Below are 12,426 nucleotides of genomic sequence, written 5' to 3' on the forward strand. Positions count from 1 at the left end.
TGAACACTCTCTTGCGACGGATGTCGAACGGCAATAAAAAAGGCGAACCTGTGTTCGCCTTTGCATCGGTGGGTGGTGGGTGCTGAGGGGCTCGAACCCCCGACCTACGCCTTGTAAGGGCGCCGCTCTACCAACTGAGCTAAGCACCCCACCGGGAAACTCTCCGAGTCTACGTCTTAGTTCAGCGCGTCTTTCAGCGCCTTGCCCGGACGGAACTTCGGAATCTTGGCGGCCTTGATTTTAATCGCGTCGCCGGTCCGGGGATTGCGGCCGGTGCGAGCAGCCCGCTTGCCTACTGCGAAAGTGCCGAAACCGACCAGCGACACGGAGCCGCCTTTTTTGAGCGTGGTACGAATGGCGCCGATGGTGGATTCGAGCGCGCGCGTGGCGGCTGCCTTGGAAATATCGGCGTTTTTTGCGATGTGCTCAATCAGTTCGGTCTTGTTCACAAGGGCCCCTTGTCGAAGAAATAAAGTTGGTCGGCTTTCGTCAGCTGCGAGCTGGCCGCGAAATGACGCGACACGGGAACCTGGCAGGAATGACGCCTCGGCAGCGCACTGCCAGCGAGGATTACAACCACTGGTCTGCAGGGTGTCAATACGACACGAGGCCATGCAGAACAGCGGAGCGCGCGATTTTAGGGGCGTTTCGCGCAGTCTATTTCAGAGCGCTTCGGCAATGGCCTTGCCCAGGTCGCTGGTGCTCGCAGTGCCGCCGATGTCGGGCGTGCGCGGTGCTCCGCTTTGGGGCGCGAGCACCTTTTCGATGGTGGCAAGAATCGCGTCGTGCGCCTTCTTGTGGCCCAGGAATTCGAGCATCATCGCGCCGCACCAGATCTGGCCGATCGGGTTAGCGATGCCTTTGCCCGCGATGTCGGGCGCCGAGCCATGCACCGGTTCGAACAGCGATGGCGTGGTGCGCTCGGGGTTGAGATTGGCGCTGGGCGCAATGCCGATGGTGCCGGTGCACGCCGGCCCCAGGTCGGACAGGATGTCGCCGAACAGGTTGCTCGCCACGACCACGTCGAAGAAGTCGGGCCGTTGCACGAAGTGGGCCGTGAGGATGTCGATGTGGAACTTGTCGAGCTCCACGCCCGGATAGTTCTTTGCCATTTCGGCCACGCGCTCGTCCCAGTACGGCATGGTGATCGAGATGCCGTTCGACTTCGTGGCGCTGGTCAGATGCTTCTTCGGGCGCGATTGCGCGAGTTCGAAGGCGAACTTGAGCACGCGGTCGACGCCCACGCGCGACATCACCGTTTCCTGCACCACGATCTCGCGCGGGGTGCCTTCGTACATGCGCCCGCCGATGCTCGAGTATTCGCCCTCGGTGTTCTCGCGCACGATGTACATGTCGATCTCGCCGGCCTCGCGCGGCGTGCCGTCGCGGCGCACCACAGGCGCGATGATGCCGGGCATCAACCGCGCGGGGCGCAGGTTGATGTACTGGTCGAATTCGCGGCGGAACAGCAGCAGCGAGCCCCAGAGCGACACGTGGTCGGCAATTTTTTCGGGCCAGCCGACCGCGCCGAAGTAGATCGCGTCGTGCCCGCCGATCTGGTCCTTCCAGTTGTCGGGCAGCATCTTGCCGTGCTTCTCGCAGTAGTCCCAGCTCGAGAAGTCGAAATGGTCGAACTTCAGGTCGATGCCGAACTTGCGCGCCGCAGCATCGACCACGCGCAGGCCTTCGGGCATGGTTTCCTTGCCGATGCCGTCGCCGGCGATGACTGCGATTCTGTGGGTGGTCATGGTCTGGTTCCTTCTTGCTGGAGAGGGGGAGTAAAAAACTGGAGTGCCTCGGCGAGCACCTCGCCCGGGGCTTCCTCCGGAACGTAGTGGCCGCAAGGCAATGCACGGCCCGAAACCTGCTCTGCGCATTCGCGCCAGAGCGCCAGCACGTCGAAGCAGCGGCCCACCGCGCCGTGCTCGCCCCAGAGCACCCGCAGCGGTTGCGCGAGCCGGTGGCCGGCGGCAACGTCGGCGCGGTCGTGCACCAGGTCCATGCTCGCGGATGCGCGGTAGTCGCCGCAAATGGATTCGGCCGTGCCCGGAATGCTTGCGCAGCGCTCGTACTCGGCCAGCACCTCGGGCGCGAAGGGCGCGAGGCCGGCATGGCGCCCGCCCATCACGCTGCGCACGTAGCGCACGGGGTCGGAAGCAATCAGCGCTTCGGGCAGCGGCGGCGGCTGGATCAGGAAGAACCAGTGCCAGTAGGCGCGGGCAAACGCCTCGGTGGTGTTCTCGTACATCGAGAGCGTGGGTGCGATGTCGAGGAGCAGCATGCGATCGACGGCCGCGGCATGGTCCTCGGCCAGCCGATGCGCCACCCGGGCGCCGCGGTCGTGGGCCAGCACGCCGAAGCGCTCGAAACCATGGTGGCGCATGGCGGCGAGCGCATCGAGCGCCATTTCGCGCTTGCTGTAGGCCATGTGATCCGCATCGTCCGCGGGGCGGCCGGAGTCGCCGTAACCGCGCAGGTCCACCGCCACCACCGTGAATTGCTCGGCCAGCGCCGGTGCCACGCGATGCCAGATCAGGTGCGTCTGAGGGTGGCCGTGCAAAAGCAGCAAGGGGGCGCCGCGGCCGCCGATGCGGCCATGCACGCGCACGCCGTTGCGCTCGATATCGAATTCTGGAAAGTCGAAGAAGGATGAAGCAGTCACGCGGCCATTGTGCGTTGCGCTCCATCGGCCATCAAGCAACAATCAGCCAATTCATACTTTCCAGTTTGGCATGAATCAACTGTCGATGGACCGGGGCGATCTGGAACTGGTGCTGGCCATCCGCGACCAGGGAAGCCTGGCGGGCGCATCCGCCACGTTGGACGTGGTGCCTTCCGTGGTGACCAAGCGACTTGGCGCGCTCGAGGCGCGGCTGGGCCAGCGCCTGTTCGAACGCACGACGCGCCGGCTCAGCGTCACGGCCGAGGGCGAGGCCGTCTGCCTGCACGCCAGGACGCTGCTCGAAGGTTTCGCGGCGCTCGAGAGCGAACTCGGCGAGCGGCAGAACGAACTGGTCGGCACCATCCGACTGGCGGCGACTTTCGGTTTCGGACGGCGCTGGCTCGGCCCCGCGCTGGCAGCGTTTCAAGCGCGTCATCCCGGGCTGCAGATCGAATTGCTGCTGACCGAGCGGCTGCCCGATCTTGGCGCCGAGGGCTACGACGGCGCGCTCTGGCTTTGGGCCGTGCAGCAACGCCGCGCCGCCGACTGGGTCACGCGCCGCATCGCGCGCAACCAGCGCGTGCTGGCCGCCTCTCCTGCATATATAAAGCGATGCGGCGTGCCCGCCACGGTTGATGCGCTAGGCACGCACGACTGCCTGGTGGCGCGGGAGAACGGCGACGTCAACCAGCACCAGTTCGCGCTCTGGACGCTGCGCCACGCGCGCGACGGCAGCACGGCGCGCGTGCGCGTCCAAGGGCCGTTGACGAGCAACTCCGGCGAGATGGTGCGCGACTGGTGCCTGGCCGGCCAGGGGATCATGCTGCGCAGCCTGTGGGACATCGCCCCGCAGCTGGCTTCAGGCGAGCTGGTGCGCGTGCTGCCCCACTACGCCATGCCCGATGCGGACATCCACTGGGTTGCGCCATGGCGGCCCAAGACACCGCGCCGCGTGCGGCTGCTGCTCGACTACCTGGCCGAACAGTTCCGCGGCGAGCCTTGGAAACCCGGCAAGGCCGGTTCGGCACGCTGAAAGAAGACGCGGTCGGTCATCGCTCGCTGCGCACCACCAGGCTCACGCCCGCCGCGGTCAGCCCGATGCCCAGCAAGGTCACCAGGGTGATCGGCTCGCGGAACAGCAGCCAGGCCATCACCGCCGTACTTGGCGGCACGAGGTACAGCAAGCTCGTGACGGCGGTGGCCGTACCGCGCTGAATCAGCATGTAGAGCAGCGAACTGCCGCCAAGCGACAGCACCAGCACCGACCACGCCATGGCGCCGGTCGAGTACGCGTTCCATTCGATGCCTTGCGTTTCCATTGCCGCGAAAGGCAAGGTCACGAGCAACGCCGCCGCCATCTGCACGGCGCTCGCACTGCGAACGTCGCACGGCGCGACGAAGCGCTTCTGGTACAGCGTGCCCGCGGTGATCGAAAGGAGCGCCATCACGGCGAGCCCCATCGTCAAAGCGCTGATCTCGGAACCCTGCCCGAACTTGCGCGACACCACGAGCACCAAGCCCGCAAATCCCAGAAGCAGCCCCGCCCACTGGCGCTTCGAAATGCGCCCACCGGCAAACGAGAGCCAGATGGCGGTCAGCACCGGCTGGACGCCGACCAGCAGCGCCACCAGCCCCGCGCCCATGCCCGCGTGCACGGCCGCCCACACGCCGCCCAGGTAGCCCGCCTGCATCAGCACGCCCGTGACCGCAAGGTGCCCCCACTGCGCGCGCTCCTTCGGCCAAGCGACCCGCGCGAGCGCGACCCAGACGCAGAAGCACACGAGAGAAAGCGCATAGCGCACGGCCAGGAACTTGAGCGGCGGCGCATAGGGCATGCCGTAGCGCGCGACGATGAACCCCGTGCTCCAGATCAGCACGAAGACCGCCGGCATGGCACGCAGCCAGCCCGAGCCACGTGCCGTGGCCGCCGCCGTCATTTGCTGTGGGCCCGGATCTCGGGAATGGCCTTCTGCAGGTAATAGACCATCGACCAGACGGTGAGCACCGCCGAGATCCAGATCAGCCACTGGCCCCAGAGGCCCGTGTCGATGACGTTGAACAGGCGCCCGTCATAGAGCAGGAAGGGAATCGCGATCATCTGCACGGTCGTCTTGACCTTGCCGATCATGTGGACCGCCACGCTCTTGCCGGCGCCGATTCGCGCCATCCATTCGCGCAGCGCCGAGATGGCGATCTCGCGGCCGATGATGATCAGCGCCACGAACACATCGGCGCGCTGCAGGTGCACCAGCACCAGCAGCGCGGCGCACACCAGAAACTTGTCGGCCACCGGATCGAGGAAGGCGCCGAAGGACGAGGTCTGGTTCAGCTTGCGCGCCAGGTAGCCGTCGAGCCAGTCGGTCGCGGCAAAGACGATGAACATGACCGTGGCGATCAGGTTGCGCGTCGGCTCGGCCATCGGCAGGTAGAACACGCCAACGATCAATGGAATCGCGACGATGCGCGTCCAGGTCATGATGGTCGGGAGGGTCCAGAACATGCGGGCGATTGTGTCATGCGCGCGTGACGGGCCGAAGGCCAGGGGGCAAATCGGCCTCAGTGCAATGCGCGATAGATTTCCTCGGCCAGATCCGTGGCAATGCCTTCGACCGATGCGATGTCCTCGACGCTGGCCGCCGCCACGCCGCGAATTCCGCCGAACCGTTGCAGCAGGCGCGCACGGCGCTTCGGCCCGATGCCCGGAATGTCTTCGAGCTGGCTGCCGCCCACGCGCACCTTCGCGCGCTTGGCGCGCATGCCGGTGATGGCGAAGCGGTGCGCCTCGTCGCGGATCTGCGCCACCAGCATCAGCGCCGCCGAATCCTTGCCCAGGTAGACCTTCTCGCGGCCGTCGGCGAACACCAGTTCCTCGAGCCCGACCTTGCGGCCCTCGCCCTTTTCGACGCCCACGATGAGAGACAGTGCCAGGCCCAGTTCGCTGAACACCTCGCGCGCCATCGACACCTGGCCCTTGCCGCCGTCCACCAGCACGAGGTCGGGCATGCGCGCGGCCTTGGTCCTGGCAGGCGCATCGTTGCCCGCGCCGCCGGCATCGCCCATCGGCGGCGCATCGGTCTCGGCCGCCATTGCCTCGGCGAGCTTGCCGTAGCGGCGGTGCAGCACCTGGCGCATCGCGGCGTAGTCGTCGCCGGGCGTGATGCCCTCGATGTTGTAGCGGCGGTATTCGCGGTTCTGCATCGTGTGGTGCTCGAACACCACGCACGAAGCCTGCGTGGCCTCGCCCGCGGTGTGCGAGATGTCGAAGCACTCGACGCGAAAGTTGTCGAGGTCGTCCGGCGCGAGCTCGAGCGCATCGGCCAGCGCGCGGGTGCGCGCCTGCTGCGAGCCCTCTTCGGCCAAGAGGCGTGCCAATTGCAGGCCGGCGTTCGTCTCGGCCATTTCGAGCCAGTGCCGGCGTTGCTCGCGCGGCTGGAACACGGCCGTCACGCGCGAGCCGGCCTGCTGGGAAATGGCCTCGATCAGTTCGCGGCCCACCTGATGGCTCAGCACCAGCGTGGCGGGCACCGGCACATCGATGTAGTGCTGGGCGATGAAGGCCTCGAGCACCTGCACCTCGATCGGATCGGCCGGCGCGGCCGCCGCGCCCTCCTCCGCATCGAGCTCGCCATGATGGATCTGCGCGGCGTCTTCCACGTGCACGGGAAAGTAGGGGCGGTCGCCCAGGTGCCGGCCGCCGCGCACCATCGCCAGGTTGACGCAGGCCTTGCCGCCCTGCACCTTGACGGCGAGGATGTCCACGTCCTTGTCGGAAGCGATCTCGATCGATTGCTGGTGCAGCACGCGCGAAATGGCCGACATCTGGTTGCGCAGCTCGGCCGCCTGCTCGAATTCGAGCTTCTCGGCATGCTCGGTCATGCGCGCCTCGAGCTTCGACAGCACGAGCTGGGTGTCGCCCATCAGAAAGGCTTCAGCGCTGGCCACGTCCTGCGCATAGGCCTCGGGAGCGATGTAGCCCACGCAGGGCCCGGTGCAGCGCTTGATCTGGTACAGCAGGCAGGGCCGCGTGCGGTTGGCGTACACCGTGTCTTCGCAGGTGCGCAGCTTGAACACCTTTTGCAGCAGCTGGATCGATTCCTTCACCGCCCAGGCGCTCGGGTAAGGCCCGAAGTAGCGGTGCTTCTTGTCGACGGCACCGCGGTAATAGGCCAGCCGCGGAAACTCGTGCGAAGCGATCTTCAGGTAGGGATAGCTCTTGTCGTCGCGGAACAGGATGTTGTAGCGCGGCTTGAGCGTCTTGATGAGATTGTTCTCGAGCAGCAGCGCCTCGGCCTCGGAGCGCACCACGGTGGTCTCCATGCGCGCGATCTTGCTGATCATGTGGCCGATGCGTGTGCCGCCATGGCTCTTCTGGAAATAGTTGGCAACCCGCTTCTTGAGGTTGCGCGCCTTGCCCACATAGAGCACCGCGCCGGCCGCGTCGAAATAGCGGTAGACGCCCGGCAGCTGCGGCAGGGCCGCGACTTCACTGAGCAATTGATCGGAATGCACGTCTGACATGGCGGCTATTGTGGCGCGCGCGCAGGGCGGCCGCCGCAGCGGCCACCGCCCTGAAAGGCGCCGGGTTACTTGGCGAGTTCGCTGACCAGCCGATACAGGAACTCGCGGCCGTCGTACAGGCGCTGGATCTCGATGCGCTCGTCCAGGCCGTGGGCGCGTGCGTCCGCCGGATCGAGGAACATGCCCGTCACGCCGTACATCGGAATGCCGGCATTGCGCATGAAGCGGCTGTCGGTGGCGCCGGTGCTCATCGCGGGCACCACGGGCACGCCGGGCCACATGGCCTGCGTCACCGATTCCACGGTCTTGACCAGGTCGCCGTTCAGCGGCGACGCCGGGCTGCGCAAGGGCTTGCCGAGATTGCGCACCACGATCTTGTCGTTGCCGACGGCCTGGGTCAGCAGGCGCTCGATTTCCTCGGGGTCGTCGTGCGGCAGGATGCGGCAGTTGACCGTGGCCTTGGCCGATTGCGGCAATGCGTTCTCGGCATGCCCGGCCTGCACCATGGTCGCCACGCAGGTGGTGCGCAACTGCGCGTTGTAGGCCGGGTTGGCCGTCATGCGCTCGAGCACTCCGGCATCGGGGTTGCCGCTCCCGATGGCCCGCATGTCGTCTGCCAATTGGCCGGTGGCGAACGGCGCGCTGCGCGCGAAGTAGGTCTTCGTGACGTCCGCGAGCTTGATCGGGAAGGCGTAGTTGCCCAGCCGCTCCAGCCCCGCCGAGAGCGCGTAGATCGGGTTGCCCTTGGTCGGCACCGAGCTGTGGCCGCCCACGTCGCGCGCCTCGAGCATGTAGGTGGTGTACATCTTCTCGGCCACCTGCATGCGGTGCAGGTTGGGCTTGCCGCCGCGCAGCTCGCCGCCGCCGCCTTCGTTGATGCCGAACTCCGCCTGCAGCAGCTCGGGCTTGTTGTTGATGAGCCAGAAGGCGCCGTTGCTGAGCGCGTCGCCGCGCTCTTCGTCTGCGGTGAGCGCCAGGATGATGTCGCGGCTGGGCTTGAAGCCTTCCTGCTTGAGCTGCCCCAGCACCGACACCAGCGCCGAAGCCATCGCCTTGTCGTCGATGGAGCCGCGCGCTGTGAAGTAGCCGCCGGTCTCCTGCAGCTTGAACGGATCGGTCTTCCAGTCTTCGCGCTTGGCCTCGACCACGTCGATGTGCGCCAGCAACAGCAGCGGCTTCTTGCTGCCGTTGCCCTTGAAGCGCAGCACGAGGTTGCCCTTCTTCGGGAAGGGTTCGAAGATCTGAATGTCGCCGGGCGCAAAGCCCGATTCGACGAGCCGTTTTTCCATCGCGCGCGCTGCCAGCGTGTTGTCGCCGACCGAATGGCTGGTGTTGATCTCGATCAACTCCTTGTAGATATCGTGAAAGCGCTGCTGCTGCGGCGTCAGCGACGGCGTCGTTTGCGCCGACGCCCCTGCGAGGGCACCCAGGGCCAGAGAAACCGCGAGCGCGGTTTTCGCTGTACCAAGGGAAACAAGGGAAAGCGGCGAACGACGACGGGTCTTCATGCGCATGGTTTCTCGCTCCGGATGTTGTGGTGCGGCCAGCATACCAAGCACCCACGCCCCGGAGGCGCCGAAGACGGGCACACTGCCACCCCATGCAATGGGACATCTTCTGCAAGGTCATCGACAACCACGGCGATCTCGGCGTGTGCTGGCGGCTGGCCAGCCAGTTGGCGGCGCTCGGCGAGCGCGCACGCCTCTGGATCGACGACGCCACGGCGCTGCACTGGATGGCGCCGACAGGCTGCGACGGCGTGAGCGTGATCGACTGGCTCGACCCTGCCGCAATCCGCAAGGCCGTCGCGGCTCCGCCACCCGATGTGCTGATCGAAGCCTTCGGCTGCGAGCCGGCACCCGAACTGATCGCCCGCTTCGCCGAACCGCCGGCCGCGGGCGGGCCGGCCCGGACGTGGATCAATCTCGAATACCTCTCGGCGGAACCTTACGTGGAACGGCTGCACGGCCTGCCTTCTCCGGTGTTCAAGGGGCCCGGCGCGGGGCTGACCAAGCGCTTTTTCTATCCGGGCTTCACGCCCGCCACGGGAGGGCTGCTGCGGGAGCCCGATCTGCTGGAACGGCGCGCCCGCTTCGACCGCGCGCAATGGCTGGCGGCGCAGGAAATCCCCTGGCGCGATGGCGAACGCCTCGTTTCGCTGTTCTGCTACGAGCCTCCGGCGCTGGCCAGCCTGCTCGAGCAGCTGGCGTCAGGGCCGGAACCGACGCGGCTCCTGGTGACTTCAGGCCGTGCCGCACATGCGGTCAAGGCATATTTCTCCGGCCAGGCACGGCCGGAACGCTCGCTCCAAGGATTCGGCGCACTCTCAATTTCGTACCTCTCCTACCTGACGCAGCCGGATTTCGACCATCTGCTGTGGGCCTGCGACCTGAATTTCGTGCGCGGCGAAGATTCGCTCGTGCGGGGCCTGTGGGCCGGCGCCCCGCTGGTCTGGCAGATCTACCCGCAGGACGACGACGCGCACCACGTCAAGCTCGGCGCCTGGCTGGACTGGCTCGGCGCCCCGCCATCGCTCCGGCAGTTTCACCATGCCTGGAATGGCTTCGGCGACAGCCCCCTGCCCCCTCTCGGAACGCGAGGCCCCTGGCATGAAACCGTGCAGGCCGCTTGCGAAAGGCTGTGCGAACAAGAGGACTTGGTCACGCAGCTGCGGCATCTGGTCGCCGGAAAAAGCTAAAATAGCGGGCTTTGCGGATTTCAGCCCGGATTTACACAGATCCGAGATGCTGTCCGCCAAACCTGCCGCGGGACCTGTACCGCGGGACCAATAACGCCGGCAAGACGTTGCATCGCAACGCTGCAAACGCCGCCGATGGTCCCGTGCACCGAGCGGCCAACATCCAGAGAACCTGACATGAAAATCGCTCAAGAAATCCGCGCCGGCAACGTCATCATGCACGGCAAGGACCCGATGGTCGTTCTGAAGACCGAATACAGCCGCGGCGGCCGCAATTCCGCCACGGTGCGCATGAAGCTCAAGAGCCTGATCGCCAACTTCAACACCGAAGTGGTCTTCAAGGCCGACGACAAGATCGACCAGATCGTGCTCGACAAGAAGGAGTGCACCTACTCCTACTTCGCCGACCCGATGTACGTCTGCATGGACACCGAGTACAACCAGTACGAAGTCGAAGCCGAGAACATGGGCGACGCGCTCAACTATCTCGAAGACGGCATGGCTGTCGAAGTGGTGTTCTACGACGGCAAGGCCATCTCGGTCGAACTGCCGACCAGCGTCGAACGCGAAATCACCTGGACCGAGCCCGCCGTCAAGGGCGACACCTCGGGCAAGGTCATGAAGCCCGCCAAGATCGCGACCGGCTTCGAAATCGGCGTGCCGCTCTTCGTTGCGCAAGGCGACAAGATCGAAATCGACACCCGCACCGGCGAATACCGCAAGCGCGTCTAAGGTCCAGGACCTTTCCGACGGCGGCTTCAGCGTCGCTGCCGGCCGCCGCCCCGACAAAAGGCTCCGCAAGGAGCCTTTTTCCGTTGGCGGGCGTACGCTCGCGCCCATGAACACGTCCGCCAGCGTCCGCACCCAAATCGATGGACCGGTCAGCACCATTGTCATGAGCCGCCCGCGGCAGCGCAACGCGGTCGACAAGCCCATGGCCGATGCGCTGCGTGCCGCCTTCGAGCGCTTCGAATCCGACGAAAGCCAGCGCGTCGCGGTGCTCTGGGGCGAACACGGAACCTTCTGCGCGGGCGCCGACCTCGGCGCGGTCGGCGACCCCGTGCGGCGCAACGAACTCGATCCCGACGGCGGCGGTTCCGGTCCCATGGGCGCGACCCGCATGGTGCTGAGCAAGCCGCTGATCGCGGCCATCAGCGGCCATGCGGTGGCCGGCGGGCTCGAACTGGCGCTGCTGGCCGACCTCCGCGTGGCCCAAGAAGATGCCGTGCTGGGTGTGTTCTGCCGCCGCTGGGGCGTGCCGCTGATCGACGGCGGCACCGTGCGGCTGCCGCGCATCGTCGGCATGGGCCGCGCGCTCGACCTCATCCTGACCGGGCGGCCCGTGAGCGCCCAGGAGGCGCATGCCATGGGCCTCGTGAACCGCGTGGTGCCGAAGGGCAAAGCCCGCGAGGCGGCCGAAGCGCTCGGACGCGAGCTCGCGGCCTTTCCGCAGCAATGCATGCTGGCGGACCGCCGTTCCGCCTACGCCCAATGGGACTTGCCTTTGGCCGAGGCGCTGCGGCAGGAGGGGCGGCTGGGTGTGCCGATGGTGGCGGCCGAGGGCGCAGCCGGCGCCAAGCGCTTCGTCCAGGGCGCGGGGCGGCACGGCACTTTCTGAACCGGCGGGCATGCCGGTTGCAAGGCTGCACAATGCACCAGTCTTCCTGTCTGATTCCTCCATGAACAACACGCACGACCTTCACGACAAACGCCTCGCCGACGCCTGGGCCACGCTCAAGACGCATTCGGAAAAAGGCCTTCCGCTCGACCCCGATCCCTCGCGCATCGCCTTCGCCGATCCGGAGTTTCTGCTGCGCCGCGAAACCCGCGGCATTCGTATGCAGCTCGAGCTGATGAAGCCGGACCTCGAGCAGCGCGCCCACGGCATCGAAAACACCGTGGTGGTCTTCGGCAGCGCCCGTTTCCGCAGCGAGGAAGAAGCCGCCGCACTGGTGGCGCGGGCCGAGGCCGCCGGCGATGCCGCCGCGGCCGAACGCTGGCGCCGCCTGGCGCGCAGCTCGCATTACTACGAGAAGGCGCGCGCCTTCGGCAAGCTGGTCGCGCAATACAGCGAGGGGAAAGAACCGGAAGACAAGTTATTCGTCTGCACGGGTGGCGGCCCCGGCATCATGCAGGCGGCCAACCGCGGCGCGCACGAAGGCGGCGGCCTGTCGGTCGGCCTTGCCATCGCGCTGCCGATGGAAGAAGAAGCCAACCCCTACGTGACGCCGGCGCTGAGCTTCAAGTTCCACTACTTCGCCATTCGCAAGATGCATTTCATGATGCGTGCCAAGGCGCTCGTGGCTTTTCCGGGTGGTTTCGGCACGCTCGACGAACTGTTCGAAGTGATCACGCTGGTGCAGACCAAGAAGTCGAAGCCGGTGCCGATCGTGCTGTTCGGCTCTGCCTACTGGAAGAAGCTGATCGATTTCGACTTCCTGGTCGAGGAAGGCGTGATTTCGCCAACCGATGTGAATCTCTTCGAGTACGTCGACGCACCCGAAGATGCCTGGGACGCGATCAAGCGCTTCTACAAGCTCTGAGCTCT

12 protein-coding genes and 1 tRNA gene are annotated in these 12,426 nt (G+C 66.2%); 5 read left to right on the top strand and 8 right to left on the bottom strand.

Annotation, left to right across the window (positions count from 1 at the left end; translation table 11 throughout):
- Nucleotides 1-73: 73 nt before the first annotated feature.
- The 4 genes from QFZ42_RS15850 to QFZ42_RS15865 all read right to left on the bottom strand — a co-directional run bounded on the left by QFZ42_RS15850 (nucleotide 74) and on the right by QFZ42_RS15865 (nucleotide 2,662).
- Nucleotides 74-149 (bottom strand) — tRNA-Val (locus tag QFZ42_RS15850).
- Nucleotides 150-176: 27 nt separating this feature from the next.
- Nucleotides 177-449, bottom strand: a complete 273-nt coding sequence (locus tag QFZ42_RS15855; protein ID WP_007830705.1) for an HU family DNA-binding protein — start codon at nucleotides 447-449, stop codon at nucleotides 177-179.
- Nucleotides 450-662: 213 nt separating this feature from the next.
- Entirely contained in the window at nucleotides 663-1,748 is a 1,086-nt protein-coding gene (locus QFZ42_RS15860) for a tartrate dehydrogenase (RefSeq protein WP_307701866.1), read from the bottom strand.
- A complete protein-coding gene (locus QFZ42_RS15865) occupies nucleotides 1,745-2,662 on the bottom strand; it encodes an alpha/beta fold hydrolase (protein WP_373423345.1) in 918 nt (305 codons plus the stop codon). Before QFZ42_RS15865 ends, QFZ42_RS15860 begins: the two co-directional genes overlap by 4 nt.
- A 70-nt stretch (nucleotides 2,663-2,732) precedes the next feature.
- On the opposite strand from QFZ42_RS15865, the gene QFZ42_RS15870 reads away from it, so the two are divergent.
- The gene (locus tag QFZ42_RS15870) at nucleotides 2,733-3,695 is read left to right on the top strand and encodes a LysR substrate-binding domain-containing protein (protein ID WP_307701867.1); all 963 of its coding nucleotides are present in this window, start codon (nucleotides 2,733-2,735) and stop codon (nucleotides 3,693-3,695) included.
- A gap of 16 nt (nucleotides 3,696-3,711) precedes the next feature.
- Here the strand turns inward: QFZ42_RS15870 and QFZ42_RS15875 are convergent, their stop codons facing one another.
- The 4 genes from QFZ42_RS15875 to QFZ42_RS15890 form a co-directional block, all read right to left on the bottom strand.
- The gene (locus QFZ42_RS15875; RefSeq protein WP_307701868.1) at nucleotides 3,712-4,599 is read right to left on the bottom strand and encodes a DMT family transporter; all 888 of its coding nucleotides are present in this window, start codon (nucleotides 4,597-4,599) and stop codon (nucleotides 3,712-3,714) included.
- Nucleotides 4,596-5,162 carry a CDP-diacylglycerol--glycerol-3-phosphate 3-phosphatidyltransferase gene (gene pgsA, locus QFZ42_RS15880; protein ID WP_307701869.1) on the bottom strand — a complete coding sequence of 189 codons (567 nt, stop codon included), beginning with the start codon at nucleotides 5,160-5,162 and terminating at the stop codon, nucleotides 4,596-4,598. The genes QFZ42_RS15875 and pgsA overlap by 4 nt, the downstream gene beginning before the upstream one ends.
- 56 nt (nucleotides 5,163-5,218) lie before the next feature.
- On the bottom strand, nucleotides 5,219-7,180 hold the full coding sequence (gene uvrC, locus QFZ42_RS15885) for an excinuclease ABC subunit UvrC (RefSeq protein WP_307701870.1): 1,962 nt from the start codon (nucleotides 7,178-7,180) through the stop codon (nucleotides 5,219-5,221).
- A 65-nt stretch (nucleotides 7,181-7,245) separates the two neighbouring features.
- Nucleotides 7,246-8,694 carry a M20/M25/M40 family metallo-hydrolase gene (locus QFZ42_RS15890; protein WP_307701871.1) on the bottom strand — a complete coding sequence of 483 codons (1,449 nt, stop codon included), beginning with the start codon at nucleotides 8,692-8,694 and terminating at the stop codon, nucleotides 7,246-7,248.
- A gap of 86 nt (nucleotides 8,695-8,780) precedes the next feature.
- On the opposite strand from QFZ42_RS15890, the gene earP reads away from it, so the two are divergent.
- The 4 genes from earP (at nucleotide 8,781) to QFZ42_RS15910 (ending at nucleotide 12,421) form a co-directional block, all read left to right on the top strand.
- On the top strand, nucleotides 8,781-9,878 hold the full coding sequence (gene earP, locus QFZ42_RS15895) for an elongation factor P maturation arginine rhamnosyltransferase EarP (protein WP_307701872.1): 1,098 nt from the start codon (nucleotides 8,781-8,783) through the stop codon (nucleotides 9,876-9,878).
- A 177-nt stretch (nucleotides 9,879-10,055) separates the two neighbouring features.
- Entirely contained in the window at nucleotides 10,056-10,610 is a 555-nt protein-coding gene (efp, locus tag QFZ42_RS15900) for an elongation factor P (protein ID WP_093011949.1), read from the top strand.
- A gap of 106 nt (nucleotides 10,611-10,716) precedes the next feature.
- Nucleotides 10,717-11,496 (top strand): crotonase/enoyl-CoA hydratase family protein, encoded by a 780-nt coding sequence (locus QFZ42_RS15905; protein ID WP_307701873.1) that lies wholly within the window; start codon nucleotides 10,717-10,719, stop codon nucleotides 11,494-11,496.
- A gap of 61 nt (nucleotides 11,497-11,557) precedes the next feature.
- Complete coding sequence (locus QFZ42_RS15910) at nucleotides 11,558-12,421, top strand: LOG family protein (protein WP_307701874.1); 864 nt, start codon at nucleotides 11,558-11,560, stop codon at nucleotides 12,419-12,421.
- Nucleotides 12,422-12,426: the final 5 nt, after the last annotated feature.

Source organism: Variovorax paradoxus, from assembly GCF_030815855.1.
Classification (GTDB): Bacteria; Pseudomonadota; Gammaproteobacteria; order Burkholderiales; family Burkholderiaceae_C; genus Variovorax; species Variovorax paradoxus_M.